Source organism: Natronorubrum halalkaliphilum (genome assembly GCF_009834785.1).
Taxonomy (GTDB): Archaea; Halobacteriota; Halobacteria; order Halobacteriales; family Natrialbaceae; genus Natronorubrum; species Natronorubrum halalkaliphilum.
On the sequence record NZ_WUYX01000021.1, the window covers coordinates 1 to 22178 of the forward strand.

Below are 22178 nucleotides of genomic sequence, written 5' to 3' on the forward strand. Positions count from 1 at the left end.
TCTCCTCGACGGTTTCACCGACTGTCTCTTCGACGGTTTCACTGACACTCTCCTCGACAGTTTCGCCGACTTTCTCTTCGACCGTCTCGCCGACCGTCTTCTCGACCGTTTCGCCAACCTGCTTTTCGACCGTCTCACCGACCTGCTTCTCGACAGTCTCGCCGACGCTCTTCTCGACGGTTTCACCGACGCTTTCTTCGACCGATTCCTGAACGGCCCTGGTCATCCAGTCGGGATCGAAACGCGCCATCTTCCAGACGACGTGAACGACGTAGGAAGCGAACACGCCGACCCCGAACGCGATTCCGACGTTCGTCCCGAGGACCATTATCAGGACGATCGACAGGGCAATCAGTGCACCGTACGCGAGGTCAACGGCCGCGTCGACCCGAACCGGATTTAGCATGGCTGATCGCCACCGATACGGCCGAATCGGACGGCTGTTGGCCGTTCGCTACCGGCGTCGGTCCCGATGGGCCGAGACATCGGTCGGATTCCCCCCTGCTGGTCTCTCGAATTGAGTGTCCTATCGAAATACATGATACTGTACTCCATGGTATGACTGTTGAAGTTCTTTAGGATCGAAACGCATCACGGACGATCGCCGAACGTCGGTGCTTCCGGGCCGACCGCGATGGATTGGCGACCGGCCAACCGGCGTGACAGACGGATGACCATTCGAACGGCGAGTACGCGGTTTCGATCGCTGGTATCAGATAGGCGTATTTTTAGGGCCGGATGATGTGAGTACGGACGTGACAGAAGTACTGCTTATCGTGGGGCTCCTGGTCGCGGTGTTCGTGGGCTACAACATCGGCGGTGCAACGACAGGGCCTGCGTTCGGTCCGGCCGTCGGTGCCAACGTGATCACGAAATTAATGGCGGCGACGCTGATGTCGATTTTCTTCTTCGTCGGCGCGATCACAATCGGTCCGCAGGTCGTCGACACGCTCGGGAACGACCTCGTCCACGATACGGGGATCTTCACCATGCGATCGAACGTCGCCGTCCTCTTTTTCATCGGCGGCGCGCTTTTCGTGGGCAACTACGCCGGCGTTCCCGCTTCGACCTCGATGACCGCCGTCGGTGCGATCGCCGCACTCGGTTTCGCGACCGGCGAACTCAACCTTGCCGTTCTGGGAGAGATCGTCGTCTGGTGGATCGTCGCCCCGATCATCGGGTTCTGGGTGGCTGGGGTCGTCGGGCGCTATTTTTACCCGCGAATCAACGCCTGGGTCGCTATCGAGGGGAACCGAGAGGGCCGCGAAATGGTCACCGTCGACCGCTCGGGTCTCGCTCCTCGACTCCGCTTCGGGGAAAACGCCGATCGACGCGAGATTTCGGGCGCACTGGTCGTCGTCGCAATCGGCTGTCTGATGGCCTTCTCCTCGGGAACGAGCAACATCGCCAACGCCATCGCACCGATCTACGGCACCGGCGACATCGACATGATCCCCCTGATCCTGATCGGCTCCGCGGCCGTCGCGGTCGGCTGTTTTACCATCGCCCGCCGGACGCTTGACACGCTGGGCAACGACATTACGAACCTCCCGCTGACGGCCGCAATCGTCGTCGCCGTCATCAGCTCGGGAATCGTCATCGGCCTCTCGTGGATCGGTATCCCCGCGAGTTTCGTCGTCATCGCGACGATGAGCATCATCGGCCTCGGTTGGGGCCGGGCAACCCGGACGACCACCTTGTCGGACGTCAGAGCCGGCGAAGAAACCAGGGTCTCCGTCGGTGCCCTAACCGCCGAAGAGGAAGGCGAGCAGTCACCCGATATTGGCGAGGAAAAACCCGAAAACATTCCGAAAGCCTCCGACCTCTTCGATCCGTCGACGACGGCCCGTGTCGTCCTCATGCAAAACGTCGTCCCGGTTATTTCGACGGTCGGCGCCTTCCTCACGTTCCGGTTCGTCCCCATTTTCGGCTTCTGAGAGGACCGTCCCTCGACGTGTCCTCGATGCAAACGGCGTACGCGAACTCGTGTCTTCCCGCCCCGCTGTGCCCACCGAATCCTGACCGAACGAGCGAGACGCGACTCGCAGTGAAACGACGACCGAGCCAGCATTTCATTTTCTCAGCTAGTTTCCGACCCGTCGTTTGACGGATATTGAGATTCTTTCCTTCGAACGTCCGAAATCCGAGTGAAAGACAATTGAAGACCGAACAGCAAGCTATACCAGTGCGGGACTCGAATCATCGGGTGATGCCCACGGTAGAATACCTCAACTACGAAGTGTTGGACGACCACGGATGGGAGATGGACGACGACGATCTCTTCGACGAGGCCGCAGACGCCGGTCTCGACGAGGAGGACTACGGATCCCTCGACGTGGCCGAAGGTGAGTACATCCTCGAGGCTGCTGAGGCTCAGGGCTACGACTGGCCCTTCTCCTGCCGTGCAGGCGCCTGTGCGAACTGTGCGGCCATCGTCTACGAGGGCGAGATCGACATGGACATGCAGCAGATCCTCTCGGACGAGGAAGTCGAGGACAAGAACGTCCGTCTGACCTGCATCGGCTCGGCCGAGACCGACGAGGTGCAGATCGTCTACAACGCGAAACACCTCGACTACCTGCAGAACCGCGTCATTTAAGATCGCAGCGGAAACCGAACGGTTTCCAGGCGACCCCCGTCACCGGGGATGCATTTTCACGATCACAACGGCCAGCGAAGAGCCACGGCGCACACTCCGGATCCGACGGAGCCGAAAGGATAACACTCCCCCACTTCGAGAGAGGTACCTGTGACACTCGCTGGCTCCGTGGCGACGACGCCCGACCTCCTTCGGCTCGTCGCCGTCCCCGTCTTCGCCTGGGTCGCGATTCGCGATATCAAGACCAGGCGGGTCTCGAGTACCGTCTGGATTCCCCTCGCCCTCCTCGGAGCCGTCCTGCTCGTCTGGGACGGCTGGCTCGCCTGGAACGCCGACAGCTACGCCTGGAGTCACGAGTTTCTCATCCCGACGGCGGTGAGTCTCGGCTTCGTCGTCCCCATCGCGTACCTGTTCTGGTGGTTCGGCGGCTTCGGCGGTGCCGACGCGAAGGCGCTGCTCGTTCTCGCGCTGCTGTTTCCGACCTTCCCCCAGTACGCGGTTGGGTCGTGGACGCTGCCGCTGACGAGCACCCCTATCGGGACGTTTTCGTTTACCATCCTGACGAACGCCGTCATCGTCGGGATCGCGGTTCCGGTCGTCATCGCGCTTCGCAACGCCGCCGCCGGCCGGGTTTCGTCGGTGATGGTCATCGGCTGGCCCGTCTCGACCGATCGGATTCCCGTGACCCACGGCCGACTCCTCGAGACCCCGGAAGGGCGCTCCCGCGGCGGCCTCGATCTGGACGCGCTGCGGATGTACCTGCGCTGGCGCGGACTCACGCTAGCGGACGTACGAAACCACCGCGATCGGTACCGCGATCCAGCGACGCTGCCCGACGAGCCGAATCCGCCGACCGACGGCGCGGTGACGGCGGCGGTTCGGAGCGACGGCGGGAGGGCACTCGAGGGTGCGGACGATCTAGACGAGGTCGAGGACGCAGACGATGCCGACGCACTCGGGGACGCAACCGAATCCGAACGGAACCTCGACACAGACGCCGAGTCGAGCGCAGCACCCGCCGGCGCTACCGACTCCGAATCGACAGCCGACCCGTGGGGTGCGGAGGCCTTCCTCGCCGATATCGAGGGCACGGCTTACGGCACCACGCCCGAGGAACTTCGGGAGGGACTCGAGGTGCTCGCCGCCAAGGAGACGGTCTGGATCTCGCCGGGAACACCGTTTCTGGTGCCGGTGTTCGCCGGGCTGGTGATCGCACTCGTCTACGGGGACCTGCTTATCGGGACGTTGTTCTGAGCGGTCACCGATCCCTGTGCTTGTGCTACATCGTTCGTTCGTACAGCGGCACCAGCGCCGTCCAGAAGACGACGAACGCGGCGCCGATTCCGATCAGCGCGAGCCACGGCTCGCCACGACCGGTCGGCGCGCCGCTGGAGAGCAACACGAGCGTCCCCACGAACAGCAGGAAACAGACGAGGACGCTGCCGAGTTCGAGGGCCGTGGCGATGGGGTGGGCCCGAAACTGCGCAGCGAGATTCGCGATCATACGCGAGCGTCACGCGCAAGCGAGAAAAGCGTCACGGCGGCGCACCCCCCGTGCCGATTAGTCGGAGCGGAGTTCAGGCTCGAGACTCGATGTCCGCGGCGATGTCGTCCAGTTCGTCGTCAGCGAGGTCCGGGACGTCGCCGGCGATCCCGTGGATGGGGCCACCGCCGTCGCCCTCGAAGCGGGGGACGATATGGCAGTGGACGTGTGGCACCTCCTGGCCGGCTTCCTCGCCGTTGTTGAACGCGACGGTCGTCGCGTCGGCGTCGACGGCGTCTTCGACGGCGGGCACTAACTGATGAATCGTCGCGTAGAGATCCGTGGCGACGTCGTCGGGCACGTCGTTCAGTCGTTCGTACTCCGCTTTCGGGATCACCAGTGTGTGGCCCGGTGCCAGCGGGTTGGCATCGAGAAAAGCGATCGTCGTCTCGTCTTCGTACACGATTCGGGCGGGGATCTCTCCCTCGATGATCTGACTGAAGATCGTGCTCATACGCGAGTGTGTGTCGGCCCGCTGTAAGAAACTTACCCGCTCGAGCACTCGCGATCCACCGAAGCAGGTGCCCGACCGAAGAGATTCACCCGTCTCAAGCGGTTAAACTGGGGTAAAGTCAGCGTAATCCGACTTATTTCTCGAGAATTGAGTTCGACGATCGCGAATGTTCAATACCGATGTCTGTCTCGGGTCGAGTGCCCACCAGGGCGTCACCGTATCGCATCTGTACCAGCACCACATCACGCATCCTGACACCACCGCTGTCGATTTTTTGGTAACGACTGCGTGAGCGCCAGATAAGCAGGTAGCGGCCGCCGTATCCGGGATGTTCGGTACCGATAGTGTGACCGATCGGTCGATCGGTCTGACCGGTCTCTCTCGCGGGGACGTTCCGGCGAACGATGACCGGAAACCGCAGCGAAGTGGAACCGCGGCAATTAGGCGTCGGACCGCGTTCGGACCGCTTCGAGCGTCGCTCGAATCTCCTCGAGATACTCCTCGGGTTCGAATCCGAGTCGGCCGATCCAGACGTCCTGGTACGACGGATGCAGTATCGGCACGAGCCAGACGCCGAGTCGGTCACAGCGAACGGGCTCGAGAACGCTGTCGATGAACCCCTCGAGGTGACGGTCTTCGGCGGCGAGGACCGTCTTCGTTGCGTGTTTGCCGGTCGCGAGGACCACGTCGGGCTCGACGGTTTCAATTTCGGTCAGCAGGTGACCGCGGCAGTTCGCCCGCTCCTCGGGCGCGGGTTCGCGGTTGCTCGTCGGATCGTCCGGGTCCGACGGAAAGCACTTGACCGCGTTCGTGTAGTAGGCGTCGTCCCCGTAGCCGATCCGCGCGAGCATGCGGCGGATCCGCCGACCGGAGTGGCGGGACGTGTACGCCTTGCCGGTCCAGTTCCCGCCCTGCCACCGGTCAGCGTCGGGATTGCCGCGGCCCGGCGCTTCGCCGACGACGAGGACGCTCGCGTCGAGCGGGCCGGTCCCCCACGAGATGCACTCTCGACCGTCTGTGAGCGCCGGACACCGGTCGCAGCCAGGTTCGATCACGTTTCGCGTGGCCGGAAAGGCGGGATCGGTCGCGGACGCGGACTCGCCGTCAGATGTAGTGGGATCGGGAGTCGAATCGTTACTGGAGGGTGACGGAGACACGACCGTATCGACGGCCTCGATCGGGTTAGATCGCTCGGGTCCGGATTTCGTCGGAGGGATAGGTTTACCTTTGTAGAGCGGCTCCCACCAGCAAATGGGATCGGCTACTCCGGAAGTACTCGCAGAACTACTGCCAATGCTCGCCTATACGATCATCGCCGGCGTGTTGACCGCGGGCGGTATCGCCGCCGAATACGCGAGTCTCCAGCACTTCGGCTCCGGCGAGGCCATGGTCGGCGTGTGGCTCGCCGCGATCGGCTGTATCATGCTGTATGCCGGCGTGTACGGAATCGGTTACAAGAAAGTGGCCGTGAACTTACTAAACGTCGGACAGTAGTCGAACCGCCTCCTTCTCTCACCGCCGCCGAACCGAACAGCTACGCCGTCGCCTGCAGGACCGATTCCCCTTTAATCACGGAGTGAGTGTGCTTGCGTATGAGCAGGTTCGACGAGGTCGACGACCAGTACGATCCCCACGCCGTAGAGCAACGGGTCTTCGACTACTGGGACGACGTCGACGCCTACGAGCAGACGGTCGAGCACCGATCGGACGGCGAATCGTTCTTCTTCGTCGACGGCCCGCCGTACACGTCGGGATCGGCACACATGGGAACCACCTGGAACAAGTCGCTGAAGGACGTCTACATCCGATTCATGCGGATGCAGGGGTACGACGTGACGGACCGTCCGGGCTATGACATGCACGGGCTTCCCATCGAGACGAAAGTCGAGGAACAACTCGGCTTCGAGAACAAGAAGGACATCGAGGAGTACGGCGAGGAGAACTTCATCCAGGCGTGTAAGGAGTACGCCAATGAGCAACTCGAGGGACTCCAGGAGGACTTCAAGTCCTTCGGCGTCTGGATGGACTGGGACGATCCCTACCGGACCGTCACTCCCGAGTACATGGAAGCCGCCTGGTGGGGCTTCTCGAAGGCCGCAGACCGCGGCCTAGTCGAGAAGGGCCATCGCTCGATTTCCCAGTGTCCACGCTGTGAGACCGCCATCGCGAACAACGAAGTCGAGTACGAAAACGTCGAGGACCCCTCGATCTACGTCAAATTCGATCTCTCCGAGCGCGAGGGCTCGATCGTTATCTGGACGACCACGCCGTGGACGATCCCCGCGAACACGTTCACCGCCGTCGACCCCGAAGGCGACTACGTCGGCGTCCGTGCGGTAAAAGACGGCGAGCGCGAGCCACGAGACGGAGAACTCCTTTATCTCGCCGAAGCGAAACACGAGGAAGTCCTCAAGGAGGGACGCTACGAAGAGTACGAAGTCGTCGAAGAGCTCACCGGCGAGGAACTGATCGGCTGGTCCTACGACCACCCTCTCTCCGAGGAGGTCCCCGACCACGCCGACCATGAGGGCGCACTCGAGGTGTACGCCGCCGACTACGTCGACACGCACGGCGACGGCACCGGGCTGGTCCACTCCGCACCCGGCCACGGTGAGGAGGACTTCGAGCGCGGTCGCGAACTCGGCTTCCCGATCTTCTGTCCCGTCGGCGGCGACGGCGTCTACACCGACGAAGCCGGCAAGTACGAGGGACAGTTCGTCAAAGAAGCGGACGAGGAGATCACGGCCGACCTGGACGAGAACGGCGCGCTCCTCGCGTCGGGTACCGTCCACCACAGCTACGGTCACTGTTGGCGCTGCGATACGGGCATCCTCCAGATCGTCACCGACCAGTGGTTCATCACGATCACGGACGTCAAAGACGAGTTGCTCGACAACATCGAGGACAGCGAGTGGCACCCCGACTGGGCTCGAGACAACCGCTTCCGGGACTTCGTCGAGGAGGCTCCGGACTGGAACGTCTCCCGTCAGCGCTACTGGGGCATCCCGCTTCCGGTCTGGACGCCCGAGGACCGGGACGACGACGAGGACCGAATCGTCATCAGCGAGCGCGAGGAGCTCGCCGAACGCGTCGATCAGGATATCGACCCCGCAACCGTCGACCTGCACAAGGACACGGTCGACGACCTCACCATCACCGAAGACGGAACTACCTACACGCGCGTACCCGACGTCTTCGACGTCTGGCTCGACTCCTCCGTCGCCTCGTGGGGGACGCTCGACTTCCCGTCCGACGACAGCCAGTTCGACGAGCTCTGGCCCGCCGATTTCATCCTCGAGGCCCACGACCAGACGCGGGGCTGGTTCTGGTCCCAGCTGGGGATGGGGACCGCCGCGATGGGCGAAGTGCCCTACGACACGGTCCTGATGCACGGCCACGCGCTGGACGAGGACGGCCGCAAGATGTCCAAGTCCGTCGGGAACGTCGTCGAACCAGACGAGGCTATCGAGCGCCACGGCTCCGACGCGATGCGCATGTTCCTGCTCTCGGCGAATCCACAGGGCGATGACATGCGCTTTTCCTGGGAGGAGATGGGGACGATGGAGAACCACCTCCGGACGCTGTGGAACGTCTTCCGGTTCCCGCTGCCGTACATGCGGCTGGACGGCTTTGACCCGGACGAAACCACGCTCGAAGACGTCGACGAGGATCTCGAACTGATCGACGAGTGGATTCTCGCTCGCCTGCAGTCCACCGAGGCCGAGATGACCGACCATCTCGAGGAGTTCCGCCAGGACCGCGCCCTCGAGGCGCTTATCGAGTTCGTCGTCGAAGACGTCTCACGGTTCTACATCCAGGCCGTTCGCGAGCGCATGTGGGAAGAGGAAGACAGCGACTCGAAAAACGCGGCGTACGCGACGATCTACCGCGTGCTTCGGGAAAGCGTCGCGCTCCTCGCCCCCTACGCGCCCTTCGTCAGCGAGGAGATCTACGGAACGCTGGCCGGCGACGCCGAGCACGACACCGTCCACATGGAGGACTGGCCGACGGTCGAGGAGTACTGGCAGGACGAACAGCTCGAGACGGATGTCGCCATCCTCCGTGCGATCGAGGAAGCCGGCGCGAACGCGCGCCAACAGGCCGGCCGGAAGCTTCGCTGGCCCGTCCCGCGCGTCGTCGTCGCCGCCGACGACCAGCGGACCGTCGAAGCCGTCGAGCGCCACACCGCGCTGCTCGAGGATCGGCTCAACGCCCGCGAGATCGAACTCGTCTCGCCAGACGACCGCTGGGGCGAACTGAACTACAGCGCCGAAGCGGACATGAGCGAACTCGGCCCGGCCTTCGGCGACCGGGCGGGCCAGGTCATGAACGCGCTCAACGAAGCCCGTATCGACGAACCGGGCCTCGAAGCGATCGAGGCGGCCGTCGAAGACGTGCTCGAAGACGGCGAGAAAATCGAGGAATCGATGGTTTCGTTCGTCACGCAGACGCCCGACGGCGTCGCCGGCACCGCCTTCGGCTTGAACGGCGACGACCGCGGCGTCGCCTACGTCGACGCCTCGCTGACCGACGACATCGAGAGCGAGGGCTACGCTCGCGAGGTCATCCGGCGAGTGCAGGAGATGCGCAAGGATCTCGAACTCGACGTCGAGGAACGGATCGCGCTCGAGTACGCGATCGACGACGACCGTATCGCCGACCTGGTCGCCGAGCGCGAGGACCTGATCCGCGAAGAGGTTCGCGCCGACGAGATGGGCGACCTCGAGGTCGACGACGGCAACCGGAAGGAGTGGGAGGTCGAAGGCGTGTCGATGGAGATTGCGATCGAACCGCTGGCCGCCGCTGAGGCGTCCGATTAACGACCGCCGAACGTCGCGAACCGATCTTTTCGATAACACCGTAATTCAGCGTAAAACGGCCGATTCGATGCAGATGCCGATCAGCCGTCAGTACCCCTTTTGAGCCAGAATAAGACCCCCGCACCCAAGAGAAGGACAACTCCCACTAGCACGTAGAAGACACCATCCGGTAAGTGATCCGGGAGGTCGAACGTGCCGCCGAGGATGAGCGCCAGGCCTATCGCGAGAAACACGAGTGCAACTATTCTGCCGTTCTGAGGGGTGTTGCTTGCCATCTATACTCACTGTTTGCTCGTGAGTGATAAGTGTGAGTACTGGTACACAGACGATAGAAAACATAACTGCACGGACAGTCTCGAGGTCACAAGAGTCATAATGGCTGATTTGCCAGAGAGGGGTAGTGACATCCCGGGCCGTCGTTCTCGTCATCGTTTTGCTGCTTCTCGGAGCCGTCCCAGCCGGTATCGCCGGCGTCGGTGGGTCGTCGACACCAGCCGGTTCCGAAGCCGGCGGTACTGAGCCACCCGTTGAAACTGCTGTGAGCGACGGCTCGAGCGCCGCCATAACCGACGAAGACGATATCCTGCATCGGACCACGGAACTCCGACAACTGCCGGATCGGCCGGGCGAGTTCGAGGCCGAGATTTCCGTCGAGGTTCCGGCCCCGATAAGCGGGCTCGAGATCGAACTCGAGCCCGAAGCCGACGTCGCGGACGCCGAGGGCTTCGAGGCGACCGATCAGGGAACGTACCGCTGGACCGAGACGACCGACGAGCCCGCGATTCGGCTGACGATGCCGGCTAATCGGACGGGTGACGTGGGCCACCACCACGACGAACACTCGGATTCGAACGGGACGCTGGAGTCGACGGCACCGGCCGCGTCCACGACGACACCAGCACCGACCGCGCTCGAGGACGGCTACACCTTCGTCGAGACCGGCGACTGGGGCGTCGTACAGGTTCCCGACGCGAGGCTCAGCTACAAGAAACCCGCGTCCGTCGCTATCGGCGTCGAGGAGACGGTTACCGTAGACGGTCCCGGCGCGGCCGGCAGCGACATGGCCGTCTTCGGACCGGTAACCGAATACGAGCGGACCGTAGGCGGAGAGACTATCCGGCTGGTCGTTCCCGACGCCGCCGACCTGCAGGAGTCCCCGGCGGACATTCTCGATAGTCTCGGGGCCGCAAGCGAACGACTCGACGTGGGCTCGAGCAGTCCCGAGGGAGTCGTCATCGCCGTTCCGAGCGACGTCGACTGGGGTCCAAGAGGGGTCCAGTACGGCCAATCGGACGCGTGGGTCGTCGCCGACGCGGGCCTCTCGGAGCCGACCAACGTCTGGCTCCACGAGTACGTCCACGTTCGACAGGGGTTTGCTAACGCCGGCACCGGGGCGTCAGCCGCGTGGCTCGTCGAGGCCCAGGCCGACTATTACGCCGGCTTGCTCGCCTACGAACAGGGGCTCGTCAGCTTCGACGAGTTCAGTCGGCTGCTCGAGCGCGGCGAGCGCTCACCCTACGCGGACGGCGTGCTCGCCGACCCGGGGAGTTGGGACCACGAACGGACCGACTACGCGAAGGGGGCGCTGGTCTACGGCGAACTGGATCGACAGCTGCGGCTGGCGACCGACGGCGACCGGACGCTCGATGACGTCTTTCGGACGCTGAACGCTCAGGACGGGCAGATCGGCGAGCGAGAGTTCCTGGCGGCGCTCGAGGCCGCGGGCGGCGAAGACGTGCGAGCTACCGCCGAGCGATACACGCAAACGGCGGCGACGCCTGACGCGTGGAGCCGATCCGAACACCGCGCGGCGTTCGATCAGTCGGGACCAGCCGTCGAGTATCGACTCGGATCGGCGCCGATCGAGGTCGCGGGCGAGCCGTGGGAGCGCTGGAATCGGAGCGAGCGAGACGGTGTCGACGATCGCGACGCTGCAGGCGGAACCGAAACCGAAAGCGGAGACGCCACCGCCGACAACGGCGTGCTGGCGGTGCCGGCCGGCGAACCCGTCACGGTCCCGGTCGAAATCGACAACGTCGGCGACCGAGCCGGCACCGCCGACGCGACCCTCCAGATCGACGGCGATATCGTCGACTACAGACGGACCGTTCTCGAGGCCGGCGAGAGCGCAGCCGAGACGTTTTCGTGGAAGCCTACGGAGCCGGGCGTTTACGACGTTCGTATCGGCTCGGATCGACTGACGGTGTTCGTCCGGTCGACGCCGAGCCTGACCGTGACCGACCTGCGGGTCGCCCCCGAGAGCGCCAATCCCGGCGAGTCGGTGACGGCAACTGCAACCGTCGCGAACGAGGGCCCCGTCCCCGCCGCGGGCACGCTCGAGTTCCGAACCGCAGTGGCTACCGCGGCCGGCCAGCCGATCGCACTCGCACCCGGCGAGACCGGGACCGTCGAGGCGACCCTTTCCTTCGACGACGAAGGTCGGTACGAGGTTACGACCGGCGGTCAGTCCGCGACGGCCACCGTCGGCGGCGTGCTGGGGCAACTCGACTCGGTACCCGGCTTCGGCGCCGCTGCCGCTGCTGCTGCGGTCGTCGTGGCACTGGGGGTCGTCCTCGCGGTGACGGTCCTCGGACGGCGGGGCTGACGCGCTGAACGCCGGTCGAGAATCCGTTACGTGGTTACGCGCCCTCGACCAGAAACACACACGCCTCGTCCCCGTCGCGAACGCAGGCCCGTTTCGTGACGGTCGCGTCGGCCTCGAAATCGGCGGCGAACCCCTCGAGAATGCCGTGGGCCAGCGCGCAGTAGACCGTCTCCCGATGCGTCCGATACGTGACGCGTGCACGAGCAGGCGACTCTCGAGTACAGGATACCGCCGGCAGCGAGTTCGCATTGGTCGTCGCGTCGACGGCCTCCGCGATCGACTCTACGTGCTCGAGAAGATCGAACAGGCCCCATTCGTTGCGAACGTGAGCGTTGAACGTGGTCAGCAGTTCGGGTCCGAGCGTCCGACCGAGATCGCGTTCGATCTGTGGCCGTTCCTGGACCGCCATCGACGACAGCGTCTCGAGGATCACCTCGATTTCGTTATCATCGTAGGCGGAGACGGGCAGATACAGCGTCGACTCGATCCCCGTGCGGTCGACGATCGACTGCCAGGTCTCCTCGTCAGTCTTCGCGACGACGTACTCTTTGACGGTTTTGTGGACGATTCCGTGCATCTGACCTGGTGTGTCGTGGACTGCTATTGAGGGTCGAACGCGCTGCGCTGTCCCGTCGGGGCGACCCCTTCGAACGGCTAGTAGGTTACTCAGTGTACAGTAGTCACTTAACAGTTACAAAGATAGCGGCCGAGGGGAGAGCGATACTGATACTGCTGGACAGAACTACTGTGGCGATTCGCCGTCTCCGTCCGGCGAATCTTCTTCGTCGACTTCTGCCCGGCAGTATGACTACAACTGCGCTGCGAGCGACGGCGCAACCGAAACTGCACTCGTCTGTCCCTCGATCGTATCGGTCCCGTAGATCGTCTCGACGCCCGCTCGAGACAGTTTCGTAACGGCGTTACGGGCGAGCAGCGGGTGGACGCAGGTGACGAAAACCCGACCGACGTCTCGCTCCTGCAGGACGCCAACGGCTTCGCTCATGGTCGACCCCGTTGCGATGATGTCGTCCGTGACGACGACGTCGCGGCCGGCGACGTCGACGTCGCTGGGCGTGATCTCGACCTCGGTGCCCGAGTGGCGCGTCTTCTCGAAGTAGTCCGTCTCGCCGTCGCCGTAGGCGTCTCGGACCGTTTCGGCGAGTTCGACCGCTCCCGCGTCGGGCGAAAGGAAGACCGGGTTCTTGAGGGCATCCGGGAGCGGTTCGGCGAGCTGGTCCGCCGCGTCGACGGCGGTCGCCGTCGGTTCGAAGAACTCACACACCGCTTTCTCGTGGGGGTTGACGGTCAGCACGCGATCCGCGCCGGTCGAAATCGCCCGGGCGACCGCCCGCGCGGAGACGGGGTGGCCCGACTCGAAGGCTCGGTCCTGCCGGCCGTAGCCCATGTACGGCACGACGGTGACGACGTCTTCGGCACCGGCCTCGCGGACGGCGTCTTGAAGCTGGAGGAGTTCGAGGTGTGCGTCGCTCGAGACCGTCGAGCCGACGATGATCGCCCGATCGTCGTCGAACTCGGGAACGGCGGCGAGCAGTTCGCCGTCCGGGAACCGGTCGTACTCGACGACGGCGAGCGATGCCTCCAGTTCGCGGGAGAGCGCAGCGGCAAGCGCCTGCGATTCGGAGCCGCTGACGATCGTAGTCATACTCGAGTGGACAGCGCGGGGGATAAACCAGTTTTCGTTCTCGATGTCGGTCACGTCGAGTGGCGGGTGACGGGACGGTACCGGAAGGCGTCGGTTGTGGGGATGGAACCAGCGGTGAGCGTCGGCAATCGTAGAGCCGGCACAGGACGACTACAGTAGCTACCGAAAGTCAATACGCATCTGACCGGACGATAGCGTTTCGATCAGTATGGAAATCGGTTCAGTAGCTACTGTACTACTCTTCCTCGGCGTCGTCGAGATCCGCGGCGCCGTCGCCACAGGGGCCGCCGTCGGTGTTGGTCAGAAACGCCAGATCGCCGTCGCGATCGATGCGCACGAAGAGGTTCAGACAATCCGGATCGCGCTCGGCCGACGTGATCTCGCTCAGTTCCGCCTCGTCGAGGCGAGCCGTCACGCGAAACTCACCCGGATCGGACGGCCAGCTTCGTTCGAGTGTGACGCCGCTGTCGGACTCGAGTGACGCGGTTTCCCAGGCCTCGATCTCACCGTCGAACTCGACGATGACGTCGACCGAGTGAGCCGTCGCGTTCAGATTATCGATGGTGATGTCACCGAGTACCGTGCCGTCGACGGCGGTCGTGCTTTCGGTGTCGGGTTCCCCGTTTTCCGAATCGGGGTCGAGGTCGGAGTCCGGGTCGGCCGCGTCCCCGTTGTCCTCGTTCTCGTCGCCGTTGTCGCTGCTCGAACAGCCCGCGACGGCGGCCGTAAGCGTCGTGCCGGTCACCGCGAGAAGTCGGCGGCGTGGAAGCTCGCTCATGTTCGGATTGCAAAGTAACCAGGATAGTTAAATGTCCGTCAGACGCCTCGAGTTCGTCAGCGCGAACGCAGGTGGACGGATCGCGTTACTCGGTTCGTGGAACGGCGAGTCCGGTCACGTCCCCGATACCGAGCGTTCGCGAGCGCCACGGCTCGTCGTCCTCGGCCTCGGCCTCGGGAGTCGCCGAGAGAAAGGTTCCGCGTTCCGTGACGGCGTAGATCGTCCGTCCGTAACCGATGCCGACGATCGGCGCGCTCGAGCGGTCGTACTCCGCCCAGGTCTCCGCCTCGGCGTCGTAGGCGTAAATCGTCGTTCCGGAGACCGCGCCGGCGCGCGACAGCCGTCCGGGTTCGGTGTGTGGGTCCGCAGCGACCGTCTCGAACGGCCCGTCGAGCGCTTCCATCCAGCCGTTGCCGAGTTTGTAGAGACCGTCGGCGGTCGCGGCGAGGGGGACCCCGGCCGCGGAGACGTCGCGGACGTCCGTGAGGCCGGCATGGTCGAGACCCGACTCGTGGACGCGGTAGACGCCGGCATCGGTCCCGATGAGGTCGCGATCGATCGCCCGGACCGCCGGGATCGCGTCGCTCTCGAGCGAGACCCACGCACCGGTAACTGAACCGGCATCGCCAGTCGCGTTCGAGTCGGTAGCCGTACTCGAGTCGGCCACCAACCGGGCGACATCGCCGTCGGGACCGGCGACGATCAGCCCCGTGTCGCCGTAGCCGACGGCGACCGCAGGGCCGAACCCGGCGTCGACGAAGGTCGGGTCGTCGTCCTCGAGCGACAGAATTCGGACGTCTTCGTCGGTCGCGATGGCGACGGCGTCGTCCGTCGCCGCGATGTCGCGGGCGTTACAGCGATCACAGAGGCCGAACTCGCCGACGGTGTCGCCGGCGACGCGAACGCGGACGACGCCGATCGAACTCGCGACGTAGGCCTCGGTGGCTCCCTCGCGGTCGTCGTAGACGCGTTTCTCCTCGATCGAATGCATACGTAGACGGTCGGGGTCACGCGCCGAAAGCGTTCTGTCTGCTTCGGAATCCCTTTGGGGTATCCGGTCGGACTAGCGCGTAATGCAAGTATTCGGATCGAGCGGGACACGCGGCGTCGCCAACGAGGAGTTGACGCCCGCGTTCGTCCTGCGCGTCGCGAAAGCGGCGGGAACGGCTTGGGGGGCCGATCGGGTTGCTATCGCGCGCGATACCCGATACACCGGACGGATGTTGGCCGACGCGGCCGCGAGCGGACTCGCCAGTACGGGGACCGACATCGACCGACTCGGGATCGTACCGACGCCGGGTGCACAGGCCTACGCCGAACGGGAGGGGGTCCCCGTGATAGTGATCACGGCCTCGCACAACCCGCCGCAGTACAACGGCGTCAAACTCGTCGGCCGGGACGGCATCGAACTCGCGGTGTCGGACCTCGAGTCGATCGAAGAGGTGTTGCTCACGGAAGCGTTCGACGTCGCTCCGTGGGACGAGACCGGCCGCGTGCGGGAGGTCGAGAGTACCGCGCAAGCGTACGTCGACGAACTGCTCGCGGCGGCGGACCGAGAGACCATCGCCGACGCCGACCTGACGGTCGCGCTCGATCCCGGCCACGGTGCGGGTTCGCTCACGAGCCCCGAATTCTTCCGCGATCTGGGCTGTCGCGTCGTCACCGTCAACGGCCAACCCGACGGCCAGTTCCCCGGTCGGGATCCCGAACCGGTCCCCGGTAACCTCGAGGAACTCGGCCAACTGGTCCGGGCCACCGACGCCGACATCGGCATCGCACACGACGGCGACGCCGACCGCGCCATCTTCTTCGACGAAAACGGGGAGTACGTCGAGGGCGACGCCGCCCTGGCCGCGCTGGCCGCGGCCGAACTCGAGGCCGGGGATACGACCGTCTCGGCGGTCAACGTCTCCCAGCGGCTTGTCGACGTCGTCACCGAAATCGGTGCCGACCTCGAGCTGACGCCCATCGGCTCGACGAACATCATCACCCGGATCGAAGAACTCGAAGCTAACGGCAAGCGCGTCCCGATCGCGGGCGAGGGCAACGGCGGGATCTTCTTCCCCTCCTTCCGGCTCTCGCGAGACGGCGCGTTCACCGCGGCCCGGTTCCTCGAACTCGTCGCCGAGCGGCCGGTCAGCGAGATCGTCGCGCCTTACGACGGATACGCGAACGTCCGGCACAACATCGAGTACGAGTCGACGGCCGAACGCGACGCGATGTTAGACGCGGCCGCGAATCACGCGCAGTCGTCCGACGCCGAACTCAACACGCGTGACGGCTACCGGCTCGATCACGGCGACGCGTGGGTGCTCGCCCGCCCCTCGGGAACCGAGCCGCTCGTCCGAATTTACGCCGAGGCCCGCGACGAAGACCGCGCGAAAGAACTGGCCGACGAACTGTACGAGACGCTGGACGAGGCGAAGCGCGAGGCCTGAGACGGGGCGTTATCGACCGCTGTCGGGCGACCGCAGCGCGGTCGCGTCGTGCCGTTCGGGACAGCAATTCGTCGACTCGAGCAACGACGCGAACGCCGCGTTCGAAACCCACCCGCGTTCGTTGGTTCGGTTCCGTGATCGTAACGAAACAGTATCAGGAGTGCGATCGAGCGAGGGGCGAAAAAACGAGAGCGTCGACGGTGTTCCTACGACGGCGTCGGATCGTCAATTCCGCGGCAGTTTCTGTATCGAGACGAGCAACAGCCGGTGGGCGACCACCAGCACGACGACCGCGAGAACGATCAGCGCGCCCTCGAGTACCGTCGACAGCAGGCCGAGGGAGACGATCAGCGTCGTCGCGCAGGCCGGCGGATGTCGGGTCTCGGTCGCGAGCATTCCGCCCGCGGTCAGCGTCGTCGCGAGGACGCCGCTCGCCGCGAGTCTAAACCCCTCGAGCGAGCCGGGATCCGTCGCGGCCGTCATGGAAACGCCGCTCGCGAGCAGGTGATACGCCAGCAGGCCGGCGACGACGCCGATGGCGTGGCCGCCGATCACCCGCCGCGGCGCGGTCGCGTCGCTGTTCTGGAACAGCGCCAGCACGAACGCCGACGGCCCGAGACTCGGAAAGAGCATCGGAAGCCCGGACAGCCACGCTAGCACCGCGGTCGTCGAGAGTAAGAAGCCGGTGTGCAGCGTCGTCCCCGTCCGGTCGTCCATGGCGTCGGCTTTGCGACTCGAACGAAAAACACCCCCGATTCGGCAGTCGTCGGGTTCGCGAGTGAACCGACACCCCGACGGATCTATCGGCCGGCTTTGTATCGGCGGCCGCGGACCGGACGCCTACGCCGTCGACGACGGCACGATCGTCACCGGAATCGACGACCGCCGCGTGACGGCCTCGGCGACGCTTCCCAACAACATCCGAGAGACGCCCGACCGTCCTTCGCTTCCCATGACGATCTGATCGATACCCGCGTCCTCGGCGTACTCGAGGATCGCGTCCGCCGACGTTCCCTCGATGACGGCCGTCTCGATGGTGTCGCCGCGTCGATCGGCGATCGAGCGAACGTCGGCGAAGAACTCGGGTTCGGTCTCGTCGCCATCGCCGCTTACCGTCACCGGCGGCCGCCCGGCGTAGCCCGCCTCGAGGTCGTCGACCGCATGGACGACCGTCACCTCGTCGTCGGGGAAGACGGTGAGTGCGTGCTCGAGGGCCGCGCGGGCCGTCGCGGAGTCGTCCATGGGAACGAGCAGGTGTCTGGTCATACCGACTGTACGGCCGTCGGCCCCTTCAGTTATTGGCACGGTGTGGCACAGAGGGTCTCGAGACGGCGAGATCTGATTGGAGTGGAGTAGTCGGTTACGTTACGTCCCAGGCAGTTGAATCGAGTTCCGCCGTCCGAAACCGCTTGGGGATCAGGGTCCGACTGCCGCTTCGACTGTGGCACCCAGCCGGACGGCTGTCGGCTCGGCGTGGCGGTCGGCGACGATCTGGAAGCCGACGGGTTTGCCGTCGGTTTCGCCGCAGGGAACGGACAGTGCGGGATGGCCGGTCAGGTTGAACGGACCGGTGTTGGCGACGGTCTGGACGAGATCGTCGAGGGCGGTCACCTCGCCGAACGGCGGCGCGGGGATCGGCGTGGTCGGCGTCACGAGGGCGTCGTAGTCGGCCAGCCGGTCGTCGACGGTCTCGGTAAACTCCCGGCGAACGTTCTGAGCCGCCACGTACAGGCGACCGTCAGTGGTCGCATCGGTCGCGTCGCCGGTGATCAATTGATCGCGAACGTTCTCGCCGTATCCGCCGGAATCGGTCGTGGTAGCGACCGCCGTTCGCCACGCCTCGCTGTACCCCGTTCCGGTGCCGTAGAGCTGTCCGTTGGTACGGATAAGCCTCGAGAACTCCGGCCCCATCGTCCCGAGCACCGCCAGCGGAGCCTCCAGATACCCCGGCACCGACACGTCTTCGACGGTCGCCCCTGCGTCGGCGAGAGCCGTCGTCCCGTCCCGAACCGTCTCAACAACGCCGTCGGTCGAAAGCGCCATCGCCTCCTCGACGACGCCGATCCGAAGCTCATCGACGGGTTTGCCGACGGCGTCAGCCACCCCGGTCGCAGGCTCGACGCCGAGCGTCGATGGATCCGCGTGCGCCGGTCCGGAGATCGCTTCGAGGCTCTTGGCGGCAGTCTCGACATCCCTGGCGAGCGGCCCGACGTGGTCGAGCGACGGGGAAAGGTCGGCGAAACCAAAGCGGGGCACCGTTCGATGTGTCGGTTTGAACCCGACGACGCCGCAGAACGACGCCGGAATCCGGATCGATCCCCCGGTGTCGCTGCCGAGTGCAACGTCGACCGCACCCGCGGCGACCGCCGCACCCGAACCGCTCGAGGAGCCGCCGGGGACGCAGCCGTCGACGACGGGGTTCTCGGTGCGGCCGTGCGCACAGGTTTCACCGGTGCTGAAGTACGCGAACTCGTCCATATTGGTCGTGCCCACGAGATCCGCACCCGCGTCCAGAAGCCGTCGGGTGACCGTCGCGCTGTAGTCCGGCGTGAACTCGACGGCCGCCGACCCGCAGGTCATCGGCACGCCCGCGACCGCGATACAGTCCTTCACTGCGACCTCGAGTCCGGCCAGTGCTCCCGTCTCACCGGAGAGCCGACAGCGGTATCGGAACGCGTTGTGCTGATCAGTTCCCTCACTGACGTCTGCCGCACGCTCGTCGGTCTCCGGCGTCGACGACTCGAGAGTCGACAGCTGCGCGCGAACGTCGTCGATACCGTCGGCATACGCCGCGATTTCCTCCGGCTCCAGATCGATGCCGAACGCCGTCGCAGCATCCCGTACTGCGTCGGAATCGTTGTCCATACTGTGTGGTATGTTACCTCATTTCCAATAACGATACCGACGGATTTCACTGTCACACTTCGCTTTCGCGTTCGCGTACGCGTTCACCGGCGGGACTCGTCCTCGCGACACGGCGAACGGAAAACCGGGGAATTCGCTCGGACCGGCTTAGATCGGATCGTCGACCTCGAGCGTCTCCGTCAGGCGCTCGCGTTCGGACCGCATGGACTCGAGTTCGGCCGCGACCCGGCCGTCGGTCAGGCGTTCACGTTCCGCAGGCGTAAGCTGGGCGACGGCCTGGGCCGCCGTCTGCAGGCGGTCGTACTCGAACTCGGGAGCGGTCGTGAGCCGGCGGATCGATCGCAGTCGAGCGACGAGATCCTCGTCGGCGACCCGCTCGACGAACGGTCGGATCTCGCGGGTCCGCCGCCGGAGGACGGCCGCCTCGCTCGGCGGCCACTCGATCGTCAGCGGCTCGCCGTCGATCCCGTCGAGAAACGTCTGCTGGGTCGCGACCTGCCGCTTGAGTTCGTCCGCGCTCTCGACGTAGTGCTCGAGCTTCGACCGGGAGTACGTGGCGTAGTCGAGCAGTTCCGGAATCGTGTACTCGCCGGCCGGATCCTCTCGAACGTAGGCGGCCAGATCGTCCGGCGGCTGTTCGTAGTCGACGAAGGGGTACCAGCGGCTGCGCTCGAGCAGCGCGAACACCTCCCGAGCGGAGGCCTCGAGGCGAAACTCCTCGAAGGCCGTCTCGATCGCCTCGTTGTACGCCTCGATGGGGTCACGGAGATCCCCGACCGGCGCGTCGAGATCCGCGTTCGCGAGTTCGAGCAGGCGCTCGCGATCGTCGATTTCGTCATCCAGCGTCCGAAGCCGTTTGGCCGCGGCCGTTCGGGCGTCGTCGATCGCCTCGCGGGCGGCCTCGCGTTCGTCGAGCAACTCGGCGTACTGGCCGGCGGGCTCGAGGGCGTCGTGAGCCCGCTCGAAATCCGATTCGCTGAGCCGGCGCTTGTCGATCGCATCGAGGGCCTCCTCGAACGCCTCGCGGCCCTTGAGATCGGCCGGCAGACCCTCGACCAGCGAGTCGAACTTCCCCTCGAGTTCGATGTAGGCCTTGAAGTTCTCCCGGCCGGTTCCCGTCGCCCGGTCGACGTAGTCCTCGAGCAGTTTCGTCGCGTCTCGGTAGGCTTCGGCGGCCTCGGCGACGGCCTCGCCGCCGTGGTCGTCGATCCGTCGTTCGGCCTCCGCGAAGCGATTTCGGGCACCCTCGAGGGCCTCGAGCGGAGACCGTTCGTCGCCGGAGTCCGCGCCGGAGTGGTGAACGCGCTCGCTCATCGTCTGTTAGTCGTCGTAAACGGCGTCGGGGTCGAACACCTGTTCGCCGACGTTCTCTCCCTCGATGGTGCGGTAGAAACACGACCGATGGCCGGTGTGACACGCGCCGCCTTCCTGGTCGACCAGGTAGAGCAGCGTATCGGCGTCGCAGTCGACCCGGACTTCCTCGACGGTCTGGACGTGGCCGCTCGTCTTCCCCTTCTCCCACAGTTCGTCCCGGCTGCGGGAGTAGTAGTGGGCCCGTCCCGTCTCGCGGGTCCGCGTCAAGGCCTCCGGCGAGACGTAGGCGAGCATGAGCACCTCGCCCGTCTCCGAATCCTGTGCAACGGCGGGGACGAGTCCGTCCTCGCCGAAGTCGACCGCGATGCCGTCGTCCATATGCGGGAAGAAGGTTTGGAAGGGCGATAGGTCTTTTGCCACCGTCTCACGGTTCGACGGTCGGTGCGCGCACCGCCTCCTCCCCTCTTCGTTGTTCATCCAATCGATCCGGATGCGGAGCGCGTGCGTGTCATCGAACGGACGCGGGCATCAGTATCGCCACTACGACCGACAGCGCAACGAGCCAGACACCGATGGCGAACGCCCGGCTTCGAACGAAATGGCGACCGGACCTGTCAGCACCAAGAGACCGATTGCGAGCCGACCTATCGACGTTTCGATACTGCAGGAACCGCCTGAAGGAGCGTCGCGCCGTCCCGAGCTCTCGAGAAGTGTGAGCTATGTGCCGCTTCTGGGCTTGCAAACGTCTGCTAGCAGGGTATTTGATACGGGGCCCGATACACGGTAATGAGTTCGCGAACGACCATCGACCGGCCAGTTAGCTGCCGAGTGTGCGGGACCGAGAACGATCACTTCTACACGTACTGTCGTAACTGCCTGCAGACGTTGCCCGCACAGGCCGACACGAAACCGTGAGCGACGGCAACGGGGGAGAGATACTCGAAATCGCCACCCCACTACTCGGTATTGCGGTTAGAGTTCGGAACTGACGAGAAGAACGGCGTTGACGACCGGTGAGGCCGATACCGGGTTGTGGTTCGACTCATACTGTCTGCCGTATGTCATTTCCGATGGGACCGCAGAACGACTCGCGGTCCCA

General features: G+C 64.9%; 22 protein-coding genes. 8 read left to right on the plus strand and 14 right to left on the minus strand.

Annotation, left to right across the window (positions count from 1 at the left end; translation table 11 throughout):
- Positions 1 to 406, minus strand: a 406-nt coding sequence (locus GS429_RS05265) for a hypothetical protein (RefSeq protein WP_160063413.1), incomplete at its 3' end; no start/stop codon positions are given.
- A 349-nt stretch (positions 407 to 755) separates the two neighbouring features.
- Between GS429_RS05265 and GS429_RS05270 the strand changes: the two genes are divergently transcribed.
- The 3 genes from GS429_RS05270 to GS429_RS05280 all read left to right on the plus strand — a co-directional run bounded on the left by GS429_RS05270 (position 756) and on the right by GS429_RS05280 (position 3853).
- The gene (locus tag GS429_RS05270) at positions 756 to 1937 is read left to right on the plus strand and encodes an inorganic phosphate transporter (protein WP_328821252.1); all 1182 of its coding nucleotides are present in this window, start codon (positions 756 to 758) and stop codon (positions 1935 to 1937) included.
- A gap of 272 nt (positions 1938 to 2209) precedes the next feature.
- Positions 2210 to 2599 (plus strand): ferredoxin Fer, encoded by a 390-nt coding sequence (gene fer / locus GS429_RS05275; RefSeq protein WP_160063415.1) that lies wholly within the window; start codon positions 2210 to 2212, stop codon positions 2597 to 2599.
- 150 nt (positions 2600 to 2749) lie between these two features.
- Entirely contained in the window at positions 2750 to 3853 is a 1104-nt protein-coding gene (locus tag GS429_RS05280) for an A24 family peptidase C-terminal domain-containing protein (protein WP_328821253.1), read from the plus strand.
- Positions 3854 to 3878: 25 nt separating this feature from the next.
- Here the strand turns inward: GS429_RS05280 and GS429_RS05285 are convergent, their stop codons facing one another.
- The 3 genes from GS429_RS05285 to GS429_RS05295 form a co-directional block, all read right to left on the minus strand.
- Positions 3879 to 4103: a hypothetical protein gene (locus GS429_RS05285; protein ID WP_160063417.1), complete on the minus strand. Its 225-nt coding sequence runs from the start codon at positions 4101 to 4103 to the stop codon at positions 3879 to 3881.
- Between the two features lie 73 nt (positions 4104 to 4176).
- Positions 4177 to 4596: an HIT family protein gene (locus GS429_RS05290; RefSeq protein ID WP_160063419.1), complete on the minus strand. Its 420-nt coding sequence runs from the start codon at positions 4594 to 4596 to the stop codon at positions 4177 to 4179.
- Positions 4597 to 5036: 440 nt separating this feature from the next.
- On the minus strand, positions 5037 to 5753 hold the full coding sequence (locus tag GS429_RS05295; RefSeq protein ID WP_425438179.1) for a uracil-DNA glycosylase: 717 nt from the start codon (positions 5751 to 5753) through the stop codon (positions 5037 to 5039).
- Positions 5754 to 5847: 94 nt separating this feature from the next.
- On the opposite strand from GS429_RS05295, the gene GS429_RS05300 reads away from it, so the two are divergent.
- Both GS429_RS05300 and ileS read left to right on the plus strand, forming a co-directional pair.
- Positions 5848 to 6090: a DUF8151 family protein gene (locus tag GS429_RS05300; RefSeq protein ID WP_160063421.1), complete on the plus strand. Its 243-nt coding sequence runs from the start codon at positions 5848 to 5850 to the stop codon at positions 6088 to 6090.
- A 98-nt stretch (positions 6091 to 6188) separates the two neighbouring features.
- A complete protein-coding gene (gene ileS, locus GS429_RS05305) occupies positions 6189 to 9416 on the plus strand; it encodes an isoleucine--tRNA ligase (protein ID WP_160063423.1) in 3228 nt (1075 codons plus the stop codon).
- Between the two features lie 80 nt (positions 9417 to 9496).
- On the opposite strand, the gene GS429_RS05310 is transcribed toward ileS, so the two are convergent.
- Positions 9497 to 9691 carry a hypothetical protein gene (locus GS429_RS05310; protein ID WP_160063425.1) on the minus strand — a complete coding sequence of 65 codons (195 nt, stop codon included), beginning with the start codon at positions 9689 to 9691 and terminating at the stop codon, positions 9497 to 9499.
- Positions 9692 to 9816: 125 nt separating this feature from the next.
- On the opposite strand from GS429_RS05310, the gene GS429_RS05315 reads away from it, so the two are divergent.
- On the plus strand, positions 9817 to 12021 hold the full coding sequence (locus tag GS429_RS05315; RefSeq protein ID WP_328821254.1) for a CARDB domain-containing protein: 2205 nt from the start codon (positions 9817 to 9819) through the stop codon (positions 12019 to 12021).
- A gap of 34 nt (positions 12022 to 12055) precedes the next feature.
- Here GS429_RS05315 and GS429_RS05320 read toward each other — a convergent pair whose 3' ends face one another.
- From GS429_RS05320 to GS429_RS05335, 4 genes are all read right to left on the minus strand, one after another.
- Positions 12056 to 12598 carry a heme NO-binding domain-containing protein gene (locus tag GS429_RS05320; RefSeq protein ID WP_160063427.1) on the minus strand — a complete coding sequence of 181 codons (543 nt, stop codon included), beginning with the start codon at positions 12596 to 12598 and terminating at the stop codon, positions 12056 to 12058.
- A gap of 231 nt (positions 12599 to 12829) precedes the next feature.
- Positions 12830 to 13684 (minus strand): ribose-phosphate diphosphokinase, encoded by an 855-nt coding sequence (locus GS429_RS05325; protein ID WP_160063429.1) that lies wholly within the window; start codon positions 13682 to 13684, stop codon positions 12830 to 12832.
- Between the two features lie 235 nt (positions 13685 to 13919).
- On the minus strand, positions 13920 to 14462 hold the full coding sequence (locus tag GS429_RS05330; RefSeq protein ID WP_160063431.1) for an Ig-like domain-containing protein: 543 nt from the start codon (positions 14460 to 14462) through the stop codon (positions 13920 to 13922).
- A gap of 85 nt (positions 14463 to 14547) precedes the next feature.
- Positions 14548 to 15453, minus strand: coding sequence for an HVO_0234 family beta-propeller protein (locus tag GS429_RS05335; protein ID WP_160063433.1), 906 nt, complete (start codon positions 15451 to 15453; stop codon positions 14548 to 14550).
- A gap of 82 nt (positions 15454 to 15535) precedes the next feature.
- On the opposite strand from GS429_RS05335, the gene glmM reads away from it, so the two are divergent.
- Entirely contained in the window at positions 15536 to 16900 is a 1365-nt protein-coding gene (gene glmM / locus GS429_RS05340) for a phosphoglucosamine mutase (protein ID WP_160063435.1), read from the plus strand.
- Positions 16901 to 17125: 225 nt separating this feature from the next.
- Here glmM and GS429_RS05345 read toward each other — a convergent pair whose 3' ends face one another.
- The 5 genes from GS429_RS05345 to hisI form a co-directional block, all read right to left on the minus strand.
- Positions 17126 to 17617, minus strand: a complete 492-nt coding sequence (locus GS429_RS05345; protein ID WP_160063437.1) for an HPP family protein — start codon at positions 17615 to 17617, stop codon at positions 17126 to 17128.
- Positions 17618 to 17740: 123 nt separating this feature from the next.
- On the minus strand, positions 17741 to 18166 hold the full coding sequence (locus GS429_RS05350; RefSeq protein ID WP_160063439.1) for a universal stress protein: 426 nt from the start codon (positions 18164 to 18166) through the stop codon (positions 17741 to 17743).
- A 150-nt stretch (positions 18167 to 18316) separates the two neighbouring features.
- Positions 18317 to 19765 (minus strand): amidase, encoded by a 1449-nt coding sequence (locus tag GS429_RS05355; RefSeq protein WP_160063441.1) that lies wholly within the window; start codon positions 19763 to 19765, stop codon positions 18317 to 18319.
- Positions 19766 to 19912: 147 nt separating this feature from the next.
- Complete coding sequence (locus tag GS429_RS05360) at positions 19913 to 21079, minus strand: DUF7118 family protein (RefSeq protein ID WP_160063443.1); 1167 nt, start codon at positions 21077 to 21079, stop codon at positions 19913 to 19915.
- A gap of 6 nt (positions 21080 to 21085) precedes the next feature.
- Positions 21086 to 21457, minus strand: coding sequence for a phosphoribosyl-AMP cyclohydrolase (gene hisI, locus GS429_RS05365; protein ID WP_160063445.1), 372 nt, complete (start codon positions 21455 to 21457; stop codon positions 21086 to 21088).
- 408 nt (positions 21458 to 21865) lie between these two features.
- Here hisI and GS429_RS22580 point away from each other — a divergent pair, with 408 nt between their 5' ends.
- Positions 21866 to 21994 carry a DUF7577 domain-containing protein gene (locus tag GS429_RS22580; protein ID WP_425438180.1) on the plus strand — a complete coding sequence of 43 codons (129 nt, stop codon included), beginning with the start codon at positions 21866 to 21868 and terminating at the stop codon, positions 21992 to 21994.
- Positions 21995 to 22178 lie beyond the last annotated feature (184 nt).